This window comes from Kitasatospora sp. NBC_01302 (assembly GCF_035976515.1).
Classification (GTDB): domain Bacteria; phylum Actinomycetota; class Actinomycetes; order Streptomycetales; family Streptomycetaceae; genus Kitasatospora.
In genome coordinates, this window is the sequence record NZ_CP108404.1 from 3,672,405 (window position 1) to 3,689,237 (window position 16,833).

At 73.1% G+C, this 16,833-nt stretch carries 19 protein-coding genes, 1 tRNA gene and 1 pseudogene; 7 read left to right on the forward strand and 14 right to left on the reverse strand.

Annotation, left to right across the window (positions count from 1 at the left end; all coding sequences use genetic code 11):
* Nucleotides 1-126: 126 nt before the first annotated feature.
* A complete protein-coding gene (locus OG294_RS15580) occupies nucleotides 127-906 on the reverse strand; it encodes an HAD-IIA family hydrolase (RefSeq protein ID WP_327067104.1) in 780 nt (259 codons plus the stop codon).
* A 183-nt stretch (nucleotides 907-1,089) separates the two neighbouring features.
* On the opposite strand from OG294_RS15580, the gene OG294_RS15585 reads away from it, so the two are divergent.
* The 3 genes from OG294_RS15585 to OG294_RS15595 all read left to right on the forward strand — a co-directional run bounded on the left by OG294_RS15585 (nucleotide 1,090) and on the right by OG294_RS15595 (nucleotide 3,586).
* Nucleotides 1,090-2,160 (forward strand): Gfo/Idh/MocA family oxidoreductase, encoded by a 1,071-nt coding sequence (locus OG294_RS15585; RefSeq protein WP_327067105.1) that lies wholly within the window; start codon nucleotides 1,090-1,092, stop codon nucleotides 2,158-2,160.
* Nucleotides 2,161-2,284: 124 nt separating this feature from the next.
* On the forward strand, nucleotides 2,285-2,581 hold the full coding sequence (locus OG294_RS15590) for a DUF6412 domain-containing protein (protein ID WP_327067106.1): 297 nt from the start codon (nucleotides 2,285-2,287) through the stop codon (nucleotides 2,579-2,581).
* 123 nt (nucleotides 2,582-2,704) lie between these two features.
* Nucleotides 2,705-3,586, forward strand: a complete 882-nt coding sequence (locus OG294_RS15595) for a YidC/Oxa1 family membrane protein insertase (protein WP_327067107.1) — start codon at nucleotides 2,705-2,707, stop codon at nucleotides 3,584-3,586.
* Here OG294_RS15595 and OG294_RS15600 read toward each other — a convergent pair.
* From OG294_RS15600 to OG294_RS15640, 9 genes are all read right to left on the reverse strand, one after another.
* Nucleotides 3,559-4,599, reverse strand: a complete 1,041-nt coding sequence (locus OG294_RS15600) for an adenosine deaminase (RefSeq protein ID WP_327067108.1) — start codon at nucleotides 4,597-4,599, stop codon at nucleotides 3,559-3,561. The two genes, OG294_RS15595 and OG294_RS15600, sit on opposite strands and share 28 nt — an antisense overlap.
* Before the next feature lie 68 nt (nucleotides 4,600-4,667).
* Nucleotides 4,668-5,879, reverse strand: coding sequence for a DUF445 domain-containing protein (locus OG294_RS15605; RefSeq protein WP_327071562.1), 1,212 nt, complete (start codon nucleotides 5,877-5,879; stop codon nucleotides 4,668-4,670).
* A gap of 198 nt (nucleotides 5,880-6,077) precedes the next feature.
* Complete coding sequence (locus OG294_RS15610) at nucleotides 6,078-7,376, reverse strand: hypothetical protein (RefSeq protein WP_327067109.1); 1,299 nt, start codon at nucleotides 7,374-7,376, stop codon at nucleotides 6,078-6,080.
* 55 nt (nucleotides 7,377-7,431) lie between these two features.
* Nucleotides 7,432-8,388 (reverse strand): ABC transporter ATP-binding protein, encoded by a 957-nt coding sequence (locus OG294_RS15615; protein WP_327067110.1) that lies wholly within the window; start codon nucleotides 8,386-8,388, stop codon nucleotides 7,432-7,434.
* 38 nt (nucleotides 8,389-8,426) lie between these two features.
* Nucleotides 8,427-9,254, reverse strand: coding sequence for an ABC transporter permease (locus tag OG294_RS15620; RefSeq protein ID WP_327067111.1), 828 nt, complete (start codon nucleotides 9,252-9,254; stop codon nucleotides 8,427-8,429).
* The gene (locus OG294_RS15625) at nucleotides 9,247-10,071 is read right to left on the reverse strand and encodes an ABC transporter permease (protein WP_327067112.1); all 825 of its coding nucleotides are present in this window, start codon (nucleotides 10,069-10,071) and stop codon (nucleotides 9,247-9,249) included. The genes OG294_RS15620 and OG294_RS15625 overlap by 8 nt, the downstream gene beginning before the upstream one ends.
* A gap of 293 nt (nucleotides 10,072-10,364) precedes the next feature.
* The gene (locus OG294_RS15630) at nucleotides 10,365-10,970 is read right to left on the reverse strand and encodes a hypothetical protein (protein WP_327067113.1); all 606 of its coding nucleotides are present in this window, start codon (nucleotides 10,968-10,970) and stop codon (nucleotides 10,365-10,367) included.
* Nucleotides 10,971-11,141: 171 nt separating this feature from the next.
* Nucleotides 11,142-11,444, reverse strand: coding sequence for a GroES family chaperonin (locus tag OG294_RS15635; protein WP_327071563.1), 303 nt, complete (start codon nucleotides 11,442-11,444; stop codon nucleotides 11,142-11,144).
* Between the two features lie 182 nt (nucleotides 11,445-11,626).
* A complete protein-coding gene (locus OG294_RS15640; RefSeq protein ID WP_327067114.1) occupies nucleotides 11,627-11,980 on the reverse strand; it encodes a DUF3618 domain-containing protein in 354 nt (117 codons plus the stop codon).
* A gap of 141 nt (nucleotides 11,981-12,121) precedes the next feature.
* On the opposite strand from OG294_RS15640, the gene bcp reads away from it, so the two are divergent.
* The 3 genes and pseudogenes from bcp (at nucleotide 12,122) to OG294_RS15655 (ending at nucleotide 12,887) form a co-directional block, all read left to right on the forward strand.
* Nucleotides 12,122-12,595 carry a thioredoxin-dependent thiol peroxidase gene (bcp, locus tag OG294_RS15645; RefSeq protein WP_327067115.1) on the forward strand — a complete coding sequence of 158 codons (474 nt, stop codon included), beginning with the start codon at nucleotides 12,122-12,124 and terminating at the stop codon, nucleotides 12,593-12,595.
* A gap of 24 nt (nucleotides 12,596-12,619) precedes the next feature.
* Nucleotides 12,620-12,763: pseudogene (locus OG294_RS15650) on the forward strand (HNH endonuclease); the annotation flags it as partial.
* Between the two features lie 42 nt (nucleotides 12,764-12,805).
* Nucleotides 12,806-12,887: transfer RNA gene (locus OG294_RS15655), tRNA-Leu, on the forward strand.
* A gap of 67 nt (nucleotides 12,888-12,954) precedes the next feature.
* Here the strand turns inward: OG294_RS15655 and rdgB are convergent.
* From rdgB to OG294_RS15675, 4 genes are all read right to left on the reverse strand, one after another.
* On the reverse strand, nucleotides 12,955-13,566 hold the full coding sequence (rdgB, locus tag OG294_RS15660; protein ID WP_327067116.1) for an RdgB/HAM1 family non-canonical purine NTP pyrophosphatase: 612 nt from the start codon (nucleotides 13,564-13,566) through the stop codon (nucleotides 12,955-12,957).
* 90 nt (nucleotides 13,567-13,656) lie between these two features.
* Nucleotides 13,657-14,046: a hypothetical protein gene (locus OG294_RS15665; protein WP_327067117.1), complete on the reverse strand. Its 390-nt coding sequence runs from the start codon at nucleotides 14,044-14,046 to the stop codon at nucleotides 13,657-13,659.
* 102 nt (nucleotides 14,047-14,148) lie between these two features.
* A complete protein-coding gene (rph, locus tag OG294_RS15670) occupies nucleotides 14,149-14,874 on the reverse strand; it encodes a ribonuclease PH (RefSeq protein WP_327067118.1) in 726 nt (241 codons plus the stop codon).
* A 102-nt stretch (nucleotides 14,875-14,976) separates the two neighbouring features.
* Nucleotides 14,977-15,267 carry a PTS glucose/sucrose transporter subunit IIB gene (locus OG294_RS15675; protein ID WP_327071564.1) on the reverse strand — a complete coding sequence of 97 codons (291 nt, stop codon included), beginning with the start codon at nucleotides 15,265-15,267 and terminating at the stop codon, nucleotides 14,977-14,979.
* 317 nt (nucleotides 15,268-15,584) lie between these two features.
* Here OG294_RS15675 and OG294_RS15680 point away from each other — a divergent pair, with 317 nt between their 5' ends.
* Complete coding sequence (locus OG294_RS15680; RefSeq protein WP_327067119.1) at nucleotides 15,585-16,829, forward strand: PTS transporter subunit EIIC; 1,245 nt, start codon at nucleotides 15,585-15,587, stop codon at nucleotides 16,827-16,829.
* The last annotated feature ends 4 nt before the right edge of the window (nucleotides 16,830-16,833 follow it).

Sequence of the window (16,833 nt, forward strand, 5' to 3'; positions counted from 1 at the left end):
CACACCGGGCCAACCGGCCCGCCCGTCAACCGTTCACCGCGAACGCTACACAGCCGCGCCGACAACAGCCGCGCCCGCGGGTGCGGCGGGCGGCCCGGCAGCACCGGGCCGCCGCGTGACCGTGCGTCAGACCAGCTCGATCAGGTCGGCGATCGACTTGACCACCCGGGTCGGCCGGTACGGGAACCGCTCCACGTCCTCGGCGGCGGTCAGCCCGGTGAGCACCAGCACCGTCTCCATGCCCGCCTCCAGGCCGGCCACGATGTCGGTGTCCATCCGGTCGCCGATCATCACCGCGCTCTCCGAGTGCGCCCCGGCGGTGTTCAGCGCCTCGCGCATCATCAGCGGGTTGGGCTTGCCGACGAAGTACGGCTCGACGCCGGTGGCCTTGGTGATCAGCGCGGCCACCGAGCCGGTGGCCGGCAGCACCCCCTCGGTGGACGGACCGGTCTCGTCCGGGTTGGTGCAGATGAACCGGGACCCGGCGTTGATCAGCCGGATCGCCTTGGTCAGCGCCTCGAAGCTGTAGGTGCGGGTCTCGCCCAGCACCACGTAGTCCGGGTTGTTGTCGGTCAGCACGTAACCCGCCTGGTACAGCGCGGTGGTCAGGCCCGCCTCGCCGATCACGTAGGCGGTGCCGCCGGGGCGCTGGCCGGCCAGGAACTTCGCGGTGGCCAGCGCGGAGGTCCAGATGCACTCCTCCGGCACCTCCAGGCCCATCCCGGAGAGCCGGGCGGCCAGGTCGCGCGGGGTGTAGATCGAGTTGTTGGTCAGCACCAGGAACGGCTTGCCGGACTCCTTGAGCCGGCGGATGAACTCGTCGGCGCCCGGGATCGGGGTGCCCTCGTGGATCAGGACCCCGTCCATGTCGGTCAGCCAGGACTCGATCGGCTTGCGCTCTGCCACGTACGTCTCTCCCGAAGTCTTGCGATGGTCGACGGATGTTTCCCGCATCGCACCGAACCGGACATCGACGGCCGGCCGGAGCGCCACTGGCTGCCCCAACGGGGCCAAGCCTAGTCGGCCCGTCCACGCCGCGGCAGCGCGTCCCGCCCACCGGACCCGGGCCCGCGTGATGGAGTGAGGAGCATGACCGCCGCTTCCCCCGCCCCGTACCGCGTCGCCCTGATCGGCTACGGTCTGGCCGGCGCCGCCTTCCACGCCCCGCTGATCGCCACCACCCCGGGCCTGAGCCTCTCCGCGGTGGTCACGGCCAACCCCGAGCGCCGCGCCCGGCTGGCCGCGGAGCACCCGGGCGCCCGCGCGCTGGACACCCCCGAGCAGCTGTTCGCCGAGGCCGGCGAGTACGACGTCGCGGTCGTCGCCACCCCGAACCGCACCCACCTGCCGCTGGCCCGGGCGGCACTGACCGTGGGCCTGGCCACCGTGGTGGACAAGCCGCTGGCCACCACCGCCGAGGAGGCCCGCGCGCTGTGCGGCTTCGCCGAGGCCCGCGGCACGCTGCTGACCGTCTTCCAGAACCGGCGCTGGGACAACGACTTCCGCACCGCTCGGCGGCTGATCGAGGCCGGCGCGCTGGGCCGGGTGCACCGCTTCGAGTCCCGCTTCGAGCGGTTCCGGCCCAAGCCGAAGGCCGGCTGGCGCGAGCTGGCCGACCCGGCCGAGGCCGGCGGCACCCTCTACGACCTGGGCAGCCACCTGGTGGACCAGGCGCTGACCCTGTTCGGGCCGGTCGGCAGCGTCTACGCGGAGATCGACGTGCGGCGCGACGGCGCGGTGGTCGACGACGACGCCTTCCTCGCCCTCAGCCACACCGGCGGCGTCCGCTCGCACCTGTGGACCAGCGCGATCGCTCCCCTGGCCGGGCCCCGGCTGCGGGTGCTCGGCGACCGTGCCGGCTACGTCAAGGACGGCCTGGACCCGCAGGAGGCGGACCTGCGGGCCGGCCGGCGCCCGGGCGACGGCCGGCCGTGGGGCGTCGAGGACCCCGCCCGGCACGGCACCCTGGGCACCGACGAGCACGCGACGCAGCTGGTCACCGACCCCGGCGACTACCCCGCCTTCTACGCCGGCCTGGCCCATGCGCTGGCCACCGGAACCCCGCCCCCGGTGGACCCGCTGGACGCGGTCGCCACGCTGGGCGTGCTGGAGGCCGCCCGGCAGAGCGCCGCGACCGGCAACACCGTCCTGCTGCACTGAACGCCCCCGGCGACACCCTGGGTGACCGGCCCCGGTTGTCGTACCATCGGCCTGAAGGTCTGATTCCCACGCCGCGTCCCGCGTCGTGTCCCGCGTCCCCGCCGCAGCCCCGAGGAGGTCGGTCGTGCATCCGCTCGTCCTGCTGCTCGGCCTGCTCCGGCTGCTGACCGGTGACCTGCTGCCCGGTGGCAGCAGCGGCCTCACCGCGCTGGCCACGGCCGCCACCCTGGTGGTGCTGGCCGGTGTGCTCTCGGCCACGTTCGTGCTGGCCCGGCTGCTCGGCTCGCGCGCCCCGCACGCGGTGCGCGACGGCACCCTGCGGCGGCACGCCCTGCGCACCGCCTTCCTGCCGCAACGCGATCCGGACGCCCGGGGCCGCCGCCGGCCCAGGGCACCGGGCGCGGCCCTGGCGGCCGCGTAGCCTTCCGGGACCAGCCTCCCGGCACCGTCCGGCACCCACGTCCGGGCACCCCCGCGTACCACCGCGCGCTGCGCGGCCGTCCGCCGTCTCACATCCCGTCAGACGCCGGAGGGCCCACCCCGCATGTCCATCTTCTCGATCTTCGATCCCGCCATCGGCCTCGCCCACACCGTGGTCGGCGCCTTCGCGCACGTCGTGCCGGCCGCGGCCGCGATCGTGCTCTTCACCATCTGCGTGCGCCTGGCACTGCACCCGCTGGCCCGGGCCGCGGCCCGCGGCGAGAAGAGCCGCACCCGCCTGGCACCGCGGGTCGCCGAGCTCAACAAGAAGCACAAGGGCCGTCCCGAGCAGTTGCAGGCCGCGCTCGCCGAGCTGTACCGCGAGGAGCAGGCCTCACCGTTCGCGGGCTGCCTGCCGATGCTGGTGCAGATCCCGTTCTTCTCGGTGATGTACCGCCTCTTCACGCTGCCCACCGTCGACGGCGTCCACAACGACCTGCTCGGGCACACGCTGGCCGGCGTGCCGCTCGGCACCCACCTGGGCGCCGCGCACGGGGTGGGCCAGTACGCCGTGTTCGGCGTGCTCTACGCGGCGCTGGCCGCGGTCGGCTACGTGGGCTTCCGCCGGGCCAGGGCCGCCGCCCAGGCCGCGCCGCAGGCTCCCGGCGCGGCGATCGCGCCCTACCTCGCGTTCGGCACGGTGCTGTTCGCGGCCCTGGTCCCGCTGGCCGCCGCGCTCTACCTGCTGACCACCAGCGCCTGGTCCGCCGCCGAGCGCGCCCTGCTGCACCGCGGCACCGGGGCGGCCGGCGTGCCGGCCGCCCCGGTCGAGGAATCCGCCCCGGCCACGGCAGTCGTCCGGGCCAAGGGATCCGCCCGGACCAAGGCAGCTGCCCCGGTCAAGGGATCCGCCCGGGCCAAGGCGCCCGCCCTGCCCGCGCCCCGGCCGGCGGCGAAGACCGCCGCCCGGCCGGCCCGTCAGCGGCGGTCCCAGCCCGCGAGGTAGGCGTCGATCTCGCCGGCGATCCGCTGCTTGCCGCTCCGGTCCAGGAACGAGGCCTCCACCGCGTTCTTGGCCAGGGCGGCCACGCCCGCCTCGTCCAGCCCGAGCAGGTTCGCGGCGACCGCGTACTCGGTGTTCAGGTCGGTGCCGAACATCGGCGGGTCGTCGCTGTTCACGGTGACCAGCAGGCCCGCGTCCACGAACCGCTTGATCGGGTGCTCCTCCAGCCGCTCCACCACCCGGGTCGCCAGGTTGGAGGTCGGGCAGACCTCCAGCGGGATCCGGTGCTCGCCCAGGTAGTCCATCAGCGCCGGGTCCTGGTACGACTGCGTGCCGTGCCCGATCCGCTCGGCGCCCAGCTCGCGGATCGCGTCCCAGACCGTCTGCGGCCCGGTGGACTCCCCGGCGTGCGGCACGCTGTGCAGGCCCGCCGCCCTGGCCCGGTCGAAGTAGGGCTTGAACTGCGGCCTGGGCACCCCGATCTCCGGCCCGCCGAGGCCGAAGCTGACCAGCCCCTCGGCGCCGACCTCGAGCGCCAGCCGCGCCGTCTCCTCCGCCGAGGCCAGACCCGCCTCGCCCGGGATGTCGAAGCACCAGCGCAGCACCACGCCGAAGTCCCGCTCGGCGCACGTGCGGGCGTCCTCGATGGCCTCCATGAACGCCACGTCCGGGATGCCCCGGCGGACCGAGCTGTACGGGGTGACGGTCAGCTCCGCGTAGCGGATCTGCTGGCGGGCCATGTCCCGGGCCACGCCGTAGGTGAGCGTGCGCACGTCCTCGGCGTCGCGGACCAGGTCGACCACCGAGAGGTAGACCTGGATGAAGTGCGCGAAGTCGGTGAAGGTGAAGTACTCCGCGAGCGCCTCGGGATCCGCCGGCACCTGGCTGCGGCCCTCGTAGCGGGCGGCCAGCTCGGCCACCACCCGCGGCGAGGCGGAACCCACGTGGTGCACGTGCAGTTCCGCCTTGGGCAGTCCGGCGATGAACGCCTGGATCCCGTCGGTCCCTCGGGGCATGCTGATCTTCTCCTTGGTCGTCCGGCTGGACAGACTTCGCATCATGGCATGCCGGACGGCGCCACGGCCTACCCGCCCAGTGCGGTGGCCACGGTGTGGATCAGCAGACCGGCCAGCGCCCCGACCACCGTGCCGTTGATCCGGATGAACTGCAGGTCACGCCCCACGTTGGCCTCGATCTTGCGCGAGGCGTCGGCGGCGTCCCAGCCCGCCACGGTGTCCGAGATCAGCGAGGTGATCTCCGACCGGTAGGTCTCCACCACGTACTGCGCCGCGTCCTGCAGCCAGCCGTCGGTCTTGGCCTGCAGACGCTCGTCGGTGGCCAGCCGCCGCCCGAACGAGCCGACCCCCGCGCGGATCCGGCGGCGCAGCTCGCTCTGCTCGTCCTCGGCGGCGTTCAGCACCAGGGTGCGCACCGCGCTCCAGGAGGAGGCGATCAGCTCCTGCACCTCGTCGCGGGCCAGCAGCTCGGCCTTGGCCCGCTCGACCCTGGCCTGGGTGGCGGCATCGGTCTGCAGCTCCACCGCGAAGTCGGCGAGGAAGGTGTCGATCGCGCCGCGGGCCGGGTGCTGCGGGTCGTCCCGGATCGCCGTGACGAACCGCATCAGCTCCTTGTAGACCCGCTCGCCGACCTGGTGGTCGATGAACCTGGGCGTCCAGCCCGGCGACTTTATGGCGACCTTCGAGACCACGTCCTGGTGGTGCTCGCTCAGCCAGTCGTGCGCCCGGACGGCGACCAGGTCGACCACGCCGTGGTGGCCGCCGTCGGCGACCACCTTGCCGAGCAGCCGTCCGATCGGCTCGGCGACCTGGGTGGCCGCCGCCCGCCTGGTGATCGCCTCGCCGACCACCGCCTGCACGTCCTCGTCGCGCAGCACCGCGAGCACCCCGCGCAGCGCCGCCGACGCCTCGGTGGTGACCCGGTCGGCGTTGGCGGGCACCGCCAGCCACTCGCCGAGCCGACGGGCGACGCCGAGCGCGGCCAGCCGGCTGCGCACCACCTGCGCGGAGAGGAAGTTCTCGCCGACGAACTGGCCCAGCGAACGGCCGAAGGCGTCCTTCTTGGTCGGGATGATCGCGGTGTGCGGGATCGGCAGGCCGAACGGACGCCGGAAGAGCGCGGTGACGGCGAACCAGTCGGCCAGCGCGCCGACCATGCCGGCCTCGGCGGCGGCCGAGACGTAACCGGTCCAGCTGCCCCAGCCGGCCGCGCCGGCCCAGGTGGACAGGGCGTAGACCACGGAGGCCACCGCCAGGAACCCGGTCGCGATCGCCTTCATCCGGCGCACGCCGCGGCGCTTCTCCTCGTCCGCCGCGGTGAACCGGACGCCCGCCCCGGCTGCCTGCGCGCTGTTCTCGCTCTCCACCCGACCAGTGTCACCGATCGACGGGGCGATCAAGCGTTCTCCCGTCCCTGACCTCACCCTGACCTCACCCTGAGCCCCCGCCGGCCGGGGCCCTCCCGGCCCGCGCCGGGCTCAGCCCCAGCGCGCGTAGGCCCGGTTCACGAAGCCGCGCCAGGCGGGCTGCCGCCGCAGCCGCCGCCGCAGCTGGACCGGCACCAGCCCGCGCCACACCTGCACCACCAGCGCGGGCTCGGCCGGCGTCGAGGCATCCGGTGCGGCCACCGCCAGGGGCTGCGCCGCCCGCTCCCCCGCGACCAGGTGCATGGCCGGCTCGCCGTAGGCCGCCTGATAGCGGATCAACCGGCGCAGCGCCGCCACCCGGCCGCGGCAGGCCAGTTCGAGCCGCAGCCGGTCCCGGGCGGCCACCGCCTGCAACCGCACCGGCGGGCAGTGCCGCTCGACCAGCCGGCCCACCCCGGCGCAGAGCCGCCGCTGCGCCGCGACCTCCAGCGTCAGGAAGTCGGTGCACAGCAGCTGCGGCAGCTCCCAGCCGGACACCCAGTCCAGCAGCACCGCCAGCTCCGCCCCCGGCTCGGCCAGCTGCCGGACCACCTCCACCAGCGCGGCCACCCCGCGCAGCCGCTCCTCGTGCCGGGGCCGCCCGGGGCCGGCCACCGGCCCGGCCGCCCGGCCTCCCGCTGCCCGATCCTGCTCCTCGTCCGTGGGCCCGTCCGTGGCCGCGTCCGCCTCGTCCGTCGCCTCGTCCGGTTCGGCCGCCACCAGGCAGTCCTCCCCACCCAGCACCGCGATCCGGCGCGAGCTCAGGCAGGCCGCCAGGGTGAGGGGGCGGGCCGCGTGCTCCCCGAGCTCCAGCCGCGGACGCAGCCCGGCGCCGGTCAGCAGGTCGCGCCGGAGCAGCGCGACCGCGCCGAGCGCCCCGGAGAGCACACAGTCCACCGCCTCGACCCGGGTCCAGGACCGGTCGAAGATCGCCCGCCGGTCCCACGCCCGCCGCCCCAGCACCACGTCGGCGCGGGTCCGGTCGGCCAGCGCCACCAGGCGCTCCAGCGCCTGGGCGGCGAGCGGCTCCTCGGGGCCGAGCAGGAGCAGGTACCGCCCGCGCGCCAGCTCGGCCAGCTGCCCGGCGGCCGCCGGCTCGACCGCTCGGACCAGGTCCGGGTACCGCTCGGCCCAGCCGCGCAGCCGCAGGCCCGCAGCGCAGTCGGTGGCGCACTGGTCGGCCGGACCGTGGGCGCAGTCGGCGACGGCCAGCACCTCCAGCGCGCCGGAGCGCCGGCGCCGGATCGACTGCGCCGGCAGCGCCGCGAGCGCCGCCGACCGGGCGGCCGGCGCGTGGCGGACCGCCAGCACCACGGTCACCTCGGGCACCGGGGTGCCCTCGCCCCCGCCCGCCCGCGCACTGCCCGCCACACCATCACCTCGCCGCAGGACTCAACCGCCGCCGCCCCGCCCGGGTCACGCCCGTTCAGCCGATCGCGACCCCCGCGTACATCCGCGCGATCACGTCCTCGATCGCCGGTTCCCGCACCGAAAGGTCGAGCAGCGGGTAGCGCTCGGCGACCGCGGCCACGATCGGCGCCGCGCTGCGCTGGGCCGGGAACGCCAGCCACTGCCGACTGCCCTCCACCTTGACCACCCGCGCGCCGGGCACCTCGATCGGCGCGGCCTCCCTGGCCAGGTCGACCACCAGGACCCGCTCGCTCTCGCCCGTCGCGTGCAGCCCCGGCAGGTCGCCGTCGTAGACCACCCGGCCGTGGTCGATCACCATCACCCGCCCGCACAGCTGCTCGATATCGGTCAGGTCGTGGGTGGTCAGCAGCACGGTGGTGCCGCTCGCGTTGATCTCCCGCAGGAACTCGCGCACCCGCGCCCTGCTGACCACGTCCAGGCCGATGGTCGGCTCGTCCAGGTAGAGCACCTGCGGGTCGTGCAGCAGCGCGGCGGCCAGGTCGCCGCGCATCCGCTGGCCGAGCGAGAGTTGGCGCACCGGGGTGTCCAACAGGTCGCCCAGCTGCAGCAGTTCGACACACCGGGCCAGATTGGCCCGGTACCGAGGGGGTGGGATCCGGTAGAGCCGGCGGGCCAGCTCGTAGGAGTCGCGCAGCGGCAGGTCCCACCAGAGCGTGGTGCGCTGGCCGAAGACCACCCCGATCCGGCGGGCCAGGGCGACCCGGTCACGCGCCGGGTCCACCCCCGCCACCCGCAGCCGGCCCGAGGTCGGCACCAGGATCCCGGTGAGCATCTTGATCGTGGTCGACTTGCCCGCGCCGTTCGGCCCGATGTAGCCGACGCACTCGCCGGCCGCCACGGTGAAGCTCAACCCGTCCACCGCGCGCACCTCGCGCCGCTCACGGCGCAGCCGGCCGGTCCTGGTCCGGATACTGAAGGTCCTTGACACATAGTCGAGTTCGATCAGGCTCATGACTGACTTCCTTTCAGTGGAGCGGAGCTGACGGTTGATCAGCTGCCGGTGCCGCGGTAGGCGCGCAGCCCGGCCCGCCAGGCGAGCCCGGCGCCCAGCGCGCTGAGCACGGCCGCCAGCGGCGAGGCCAGGCCGAAGGCCGCCGGCAGGCCGAGCGGGTCCGGGCGGTCCAGCAGGTAGAGCAGCGGCAGCCAGTTGACGAAGGCCAGCGGGATCCCGAAGGTGGCCCCGGCGAGCAGCTTCCTGGCGTAGATGCCGGGCGGGTGGCTGAGCAGACTGGCGCCGCCGTAGGTGAAGGCGTTCTGGAACTCCCGGCTCTCGTCCCACCAGAACTGCACGGCCGCACCGGCCACGAAGACCGCCCCGAAGATCACCGTGCCGCTGATCAGCAGGGTGGGCAGCAGCAGGATCCGCCCCCAGGTCCAGTGCAGCGGCAGCTCGCCGAGCGACCAGCCGAGCACCGCCAGCGCCTGCAGCGGACGCGCGATCCGGCGCAGCGTGAAGCGCTCGGCGCAGACCATCGAGAGCGCGGGGGCCGGCCGGATCAGCAGCACGTCCAGCTCTCCGGAGCGGATCCGCTCGCCCAGCCCGTCCACCGAGCCGATCAGCAGGTCGGCGACCCCCAGCGAGAAGCCCGAGGTGCCGTAGAGCAGACCGATCTCGGGCAGCGTCCAGCCGCCGAGCCGGCCGGTGTGCCGCAGCATCAGGACCAGCACCACGAAGTCCAGGCCGGTGATGGCCAGGCTGCCCAGCGAGGTCAGCACGAAGGAGGTGCGGTAGGAGAGTGCGGCGCGCATCCACATGGCGGCTGCCAGCCGCCAGGAGGTGGCCGCCCAGCAGACCCGTGCGACCAGCGGGTCAGCCACCCTGGACCACCACCTTGCGGGTGGCCAGCGCCTGGGCCAGGCGCCCGGCGGCGAGCAGCAGCACGGCCCAGAGCAGCTGGAACCCCAGCTCGCCCAGCACCCGCCCGGTCAGCGGCCGGTCGCCGTAGCGCTCCAGGAAGACGTCGCAGGGCACCTGGATGATGGCCGACCAGGGCAGCGCCTGGGCCGCCTGCCGCAGCCCCTCGGGGAAGAGGGTGAGCGGCAGCAGCATCCCGGACATGAACATCGAGATCACCAGCATCAGCGCGCGCAGCCCGTCCGCGTCGTGCAGCCAGAAGGCGGCCACCGAGACCAGGAACCGCAGCCCGAAGCTGACCAGCACGGCGAGCAGCACCGAGACCAGGAAGACCGGCCAGGTCAGCACCGAGCGTGGCAGCACGGCCTGTCCGGCCAGCACTCCGACGGCCAGCGGGACGACGCCGCGGGTGAGCAGCTGGAAGGCCGCCCGGCCCAGCTCGGCGGCCAGCCACCAGCCGAGGAAGTCCACCGGGCGGTACAGGTCGACGGCGATGTCACCGGTGCGGAAGCGCGCCTGGATGTCGTCCTGGAACCCGCCACCCCAGGCCGCGACGGTCACCAGCAGCGCCTGGCTGACCCAGATGTAGGTGACGGCCTGTCCGGTGCCGTAGCCGCCCAGGCCCGGCTTGGCCCGCCACAGGGCCAGGAAGGTGGCGGCCAGGATGAACCCGAAGACGGTGTTGGTGAAGGCCCCGGCCAGCGTCGCCACCCGGTAGGTGGAGTAGCGGCGGAAGCCGCCGCGCGCGATGGCCAGGTAGAGCCCGGCCGACGTGTCCATCAAATATCTCCTTGTCGACTTTTCGGCGAAGCTGCCGCTCCGCACGCGAACAGGACGGCGCCGCCCGGCGCGGGGCCGCGCCCAAGAGCCCCGACCGATGGACACCCGGGGGGTCCGGGGCCTCGTTCGGGGCTGCAACAGATCTGAGGTTGTGTCAGACCACGGTAGCGGCCCGCCCCCGCGACGGCAGGGGTTTTTCCGCGGACTCACCCGGACGCGCCGATGCCCCCGGACGCGCTGATGCCCCCGGTGCGCCGAGGCGCGGCGCCGGGGGCATCAGGGGCACAGCAGCGTCAGTGCGCGTGCGCGGCACCCGCTTTGGCGGCCGAGACCGCCCCGTTCAGCTGCTCCGCGGCCCGCTGCAGGCCGTTCACCGTCTGCTGGAGAGCAGCCGGGTCCGCGGGGGACAGAGCGGGCAGGGTGGGCAGCGTGATCGGGATCCCGAGGCTGGCCAGCAGGTTGGTGATCGTGGACAGCAAGGAGCTGAGCAGCGCGGTCAGCGCACCGACGCCCGGCAGGGTGGTGGGAAGGCTGGTCGGCAGGGCCGGCAGGGAGGGAAGGGTGACCGGCAGCGACGGAAGGCTCGTCGGCAGCGCGGGCAGCGACGGAAGGCTCGTCGGCAGCGCGGGGAGCGACGGAAGGCTCGTCGGCAAGCCGGTGGGCAGGGTGATCGGCAGCGACGGCAGGCCCGTCGGCAGGGTGATCGGGAGCGACGGCAGCGCCGGATCCGCATCCCGCACCGGCATGGCAGGCATCGCCGGCATCGGCAGCGAGGCCAGGTGCGCCGCCACCACCGCCAGCGCGTCGGGGTCCCGGGTGGGGACGGCCGCAGCCGCGGCGCCGACCGTGGTGAGGCTCATCGCCGCGGTGAGCGCGGCAGCCGTCCAAAGGGCACGCATGAGGGTACTTCTCCTGTTCCAGGGGGCTCGGGGAGTCGCGACGGAACGCATCCGCCGCACTCCACACGGTGAGTCAGCCGACCCACCCCAGCCACCCCGCCTAGCCCGAACGAGGAGGAGCCCCACCTGACACCAGGCGGGGCCCTCGACATGCCAACGGCGCCGGCGGTCCTACAGGTAGAGCCCCGTCGACCCCTCCGAGTCCTTCAGCCGCTCGGCGGCCACCGCGTGCAGGTCACGCTCGCGCAGCAGCACGTAGGTCGCGCCGCGCACCTCGACCTCCAGCTTGTCCTCGGGGTCGTACAGCACCCGGTCCCCGGGCTCCACCGCGCGCACGGACTGGCCCACCGCGACCGCCTCCGCCCAGGTGCACCGCTTGCTCAGCTCGGCCGTGGCGGGGATCAGGATCCCGCCCGTCGAGCGGCGCTCGCCCTCCCCGCCCTCGGTGCGCACCAGCACCCGGTCATGCAGCATCCGGATCGGCAGCTTCTCGCCCAGCCGGTCGTGTCGGCCGTGTTCGGGCAGCCCGGTGGACACCGGCTGCTCGGCCTGCTTGCTCTGCTCGTCGTTCGCGCTCACGCCCAGACGGTACCTGGCGCGGGCCCACGCCGGAGCGCTGGCCCACGATCCGTCCCCGGTCGGTCGCCCCGCTCGCGTCAGTCGCTCTTGCGCTTGCGCGCCGAGGCGACCAGCAGCAGCACACCGCCGCCGACCAGCACCGCCGGCACGATCCGCTCCTTGCGCGGCTGGCCCTTCTCGTCCACGAACTGCGCCTTCACCTGCTCCACGGCCCGGCTGGCGCCGACGTAGAGCCGCCCGGCCCGCTGCTCCACCGCGGCCAGCGCCTTCGCCCGCACCTGGGCGGCGACCGTGGTCGGGTGCACCCGCATCGCCAGCTCGTCCAGCGTGTCTGCCAGCTGCGTGCGGGTGCGGGCGATGTTCGCCTCGATCTCGGCGGTGCTCCGCCCGGCGTCGTCCCGCACCGCGTCCTTCGTCTTCCCCTTGCCCACCCGGGCCACCTCACTCGCCTCGCGTCACGGTCTGCTCCCGCTCAGTCTGTCAGCTCCCCCGCCAGGGCGCGCAGTCCCACCCACCATCAGAGGTAGGTTTGCCGATGGCACGACCACCTAGTCCAGCACAGGAGATCAACCGTGACTGAGCGTCTCCAGGCCGGGGACACCGCCCCCGCCTTCTCCCTGCCCGACGCCGACGGCAAGCAGGTGTCCCTCGCGGACCACCTCGGCCGCAAGGTGATCGTCTACTTCTACCCCGCCGCCCTGACCCCCGGCTGCACCACCCAGGCCTGCGACTTCACCGACAACCTGGAGGTCTTCGCCGGCGCCGGGTACGACGTCATCGGCATCTCGCCGGACAAGCCGGAGAAGCTCGGCAAGTTCCGTGAGACCGAGAACCTCAAGGTCACCCTGCTCTCCGACGCCGACAAGTCCGTCCTTGCGGCCTACGCGGCCTACGGCGAGAAGTCCCTCTACGGCAAGACGGTGGTCGGCGTGATCCGCTCCACCGTGATCGTCGACGAGCAGGGCAAGGTCGAGCGGGCCCTCTACAACGTCAAGGCCACCGGCCACGTCGCCAAGCTCCTGCGCGACCTCAAGGTCGAGGCCTGACCCGACCCCCACAGCGGTGGCGGCGAAGTCGACCACATCAACGGAGACTGGTCGGACAATCGACCCAACAACCTCCGCCTCCTCTGCCCCAACTGTCACGCCGTTACCGCGACCTACTGTCGCCGCAAGAAGATCAGCGCGTCGTCGGATCTCACCAACGGGATGTGAACAACCCGCCGGACCCAAGTACCATTGGCCGCAGCAGTTCCTGCGGCCGTGGCGCAACGGCGACGCAAGCGGTTTAGGTCCGCTGGCCCGTGAGGGCTTGAGGGTTCGAATCCCTTCGGCCGCACTCAGGTTCACCTGCGAGGAGAAGGCCGGGCTGAGAGCTTCAGCCCGGCCTTCTCCTCGCGTTGGGCTCACCCCAGCAACTCCCCCACCACCGGCGCCAGTTCCCTGAACGCCTGGCCCCGGTGGCTGATCGCGTTCTTCTCCGCTGCGGTCAGTTCCGCGCAGGTGCGGGTCTCGCCGAGGGGCTGCAGGATCGGGTCGTAGCCGAAGCCGCCCTCGCCCGCCGGGGCCGTGCGCAGGGTGCCCAGCAGGCGGCCCTCCACCACGCGTTCGGTGCCGTCCGGCAGGGCCAGCGCCGCCGCACAGGCGAAGTGGGCGCCACGGTGCGGGTCGGCGATGTCGGAGAGCTGGGCGAGCAGCAGCTCCAGGTTGGCGCGGTCGTCGCCGTGCTTGCCGGCCCAGCGGGCGGAGAAGATGCCGGGCGCACCCCCGAGGACGTCCACGCACAGGCCGGAGTCGTCGGCGACGGCGGGCAGGCCGGTGGCCCGGGCGAGCGCGTGGGCCTTGAGGAGGGCGTTCTCGGCGAAGGTCACGCCGGTCTCGCGGACGTCGGGGATCTCGGGGTAGGCGTCGGCGCCGACCAGGTCGACGTCGAGGCCCGCGGCGCCGAGGATCGCGCGCAGTTCGATGACCTTGTGCTGGTTGCGGGTGGCGAGGACGAGGCGTCGGGGAGTGCTCATGACCCCCGAGTATCCCCCGTCCCGCCCCGGTCGCCGCCCAACGGCCCGCTGACGGGCCGCCGCCCGGCCGTGCGACGGCCCGTCAGCGGCTCAGCCGGTGCAGACCTTCGTCAGGTTCGACGCCGCGTCACCCATCGGCCCGAGGTCGGGGACCTGCTTGGCGTCGATCGCCTGCTGTGCCTTGTCGGCCTGCTGCTGCAGGTCGGTGACGGCCTTGGAGACGTCGGTGCCGCCGGCGTTCCTGCCGAGCTTGTCGAGGTCGGCCTTGAGGTTCGCCAGCGCGCGCCCGGCCGCGGCCGGGTCGTTGTTCGCGTTGCCGTAGGCGCTGTTGAGCTGGCCGAGGTCGGTGCCGACGCGCACCGCCGTGTTGCCGCAGTCGAGCGCCTTCCGGGTGGCCGAGCAACTGACCGCACTGAGCGGGAGGACGAGGATCAGCGCGGCCACGGCGAGGGCGGCGGGACGGGTCATGCTCTGCTGCATCGCGGTCCTCCGATGCGGTGTGCTGGTCCGGGAACCGTACGTTCCGGACGGCGCCGTGTACAGCCCCGCCCGCCCACCCTGACGTGATCCGTTCGGATCCGATCAGCCCTCGAGCGCCTTGCGCTGGATCTCGTCCAGTTCGGCGCAGCCCAGCGTGCCCAGGTCGAGCAGCTGGTTGAGCAGGTCGCGGTCGAACGGCGCCCCCTCGGCGGTGCCCTGGACCTCGACGAAGCGGCCGTCGGCGGTGCAGACGATGTTCATGTCGGTCTCGGCGCGCACGTCCTCCTCGTAGCGCAGGTCGAGCATCGGCACGCCGTCGATGATGCCGACGCTGACCGCGCTGACGCCGCCGGTGATCGGCTGCCCCTTGGCGCGCAGCAGCTTGCGCTCCCGGGCCCAGGAGACGGCGTCGACCAGGGCGACGTAGGCGCCGGTGATCGCGGCGGTGCGGGTGCCGCCGTCGGCCTGCAGCACGTCGCAGTCGAGCACGATGGTGTTCTCGGCGAGCGCGCGGTGGTCGACCACGGCGCGCAGCGAACGGCCGATCAGCCGGCTGATCTCGTGGGTGCGGCCGCCGATCTTGCCACGGACGGACTCGCGGTCGCCGCGGGTGTTGGTGGCGCGCGGCAGCATGGCGTACTCGGCGGTGACCCAGCCCTCGCCGCTGCCCTTGCGCCAGCGCGGGACGCCTTCGGTGACGCTGGCGGTGCAGAGCACCTTGGTGTCGCCGTAGGAGACCAGGACCGAGCCTTCGGCGTGCTTGCTCCAGCCGCGCTCGATGGTGATCGGGCGGAGTTGGTCGGGCGTGCGACCGTCGATGCGTGACATAGCGTCTGAGCCTAGTCGCTCCACGCATACCGGACATACCCCGAGGGCCCGCCACCGCGGTGCGGTGACGGGCCCGGGCGGCGGTGCCGGGTGAGCCTCAGCTCACATCATGTCCTCGATCTCGGCGGCGATCGGGTCCGCGTCGGTGCCGATGACGACCTGGATCGCGGTGCCCATCTTCACCACGCCGTGGGCGCCGGCGGCCTTCAGGGCGGCTTCGTCGATGAGGGAGGCGTCCTTGACCTCGGTCCGCAGCCGGGTGATGCAGCCTTCGACCTCTTCGATGTTGTCGATACCGCCGAGACCGGCGACGATCTTCTCAGCCTTGGTGGCCATTGTCTTTCTCCCTCTGTTTCGGCGTTCCGGTTGCTTTGCCGGAGGCCGTCCTGCGATGTGCCCTGCGGGGGTGGCCGGGATGACGCGGGCTCAGCAGCCCGCCGCGCACACCGGCGCGACCAGGATCACCCGGTTCCGGATGATGCGCCACGCTGGTACCCGATCGGCCCAGCACCGCGCGCACGTCGTGGATCTTCCTCCCAGGATGACGATGAGTGGGGTTCAGGTCCACGTCGGTACGGCTGCGCCACGACTGGTCTACACCAATACGGGTGTACTTCCCAAAACGTGCGGGGTGGTGCCGGTGTTCCCGCAACCGCCCACCGCCCGGACCGCTCGCGGCTCCGGCCTGCCGGAACTGCGGAAGGACGATGATGAGCTCGGCGAGCCCCGCGGTCCCGCGCAAGCAGCGGTGGCAGACCTTCTACGGGGGCCTGCAGAAGATGGGCCGCTCGCTGCAGCTGCCGGTCGCCGTGCTCCCCGCCGCCGGCATCCTCAACCGCCTGGGCCAGCCGGACATCTTCGGCCCCGAGGGCAAGGTCGCCGACTGGCCGGACGTCGCCAAGGTGCTGTCGGGCGCCGGTGGCGCACTGCTGGACTCCTCGCTCGGCCTGCCGCTGCTCTTCTGCGTCGGCGTCGCGATCGGCATGGCCAAGAAGGCCGACGGCTCGACCGCGCTCGCGGCGGTGGCCGGCTTCCTCGTCTACTTCAACATCCTGCACCAGTTCCCGGTGAAGCCGCCGACCACGCCACCGAGCTACCAGAACCCGGGGGTCTTCGGCGGCATCATCATGGGCCTGATGTCCGCCTGGTGCTGGGTGCGCTTCCACCGGACCAAGCTGGTGGACTGGCTGGGCTTCTTCAACGGGCGCCGCCTGGTGCCGATGGTCATGGCCTTCGTCGGGCTGGTCTTCGCGGTCCTGGCCCTGTGGGTCTGGCCGCCGATCGGGACGGCGCTGACCCACTTCAGCAAGTGGCTCTCCGACCTCGGCCCGCTCGGCTCCGGCATCTTCGGCGTGGCGAACCGCGCGCTGCTGGTGATCGGCATGCACCAGTTCCTGAACACCTTCATGTGGTTCCAGTACGGCAGCTACACCAAGCCCGACGGCACCGTGGTCAACGGCGACATCAACCGCTTCCTGGCGGGCGACCCGACGGCCGGGCAGTTCACCTCGGGCTTCTTCCCGATCATGATGTTCGCGCTGCCCGCCGCCGCCCTGGCCATCGCGCACTGCGCCAAGCCGCACCGCCGCAAGGAGGTGATGGGCCTGATGACCTCGGTCGCGCTGACCAGCTTCGTGACGGGCGTGACCGAGCCGATCGAGTACTCCTTCCTCTACGTCGCCCCCCTGCTCTACGTGGCGCACGTCCTGCTGACCGGGGTGTCGATGGGCGTCACCTGGGCACTGGGGGTGCACGACGGGTTCAGCTTCTCGGCCGGCCTGATCGACTACCTGATCAACTGGACCCTGGCCACCAAGCCCTGGCTGATCATCCTGATCGGCGCCTGCTTCGCGGTGGTCTACTACGCGCTCTTCCGCTTCATGATCACCAAGTTCAATCTGATCACCCCCGGCCGCGAGCCCGAGGACGAGGTCGAGGACACCACCAGGGACTGAACCC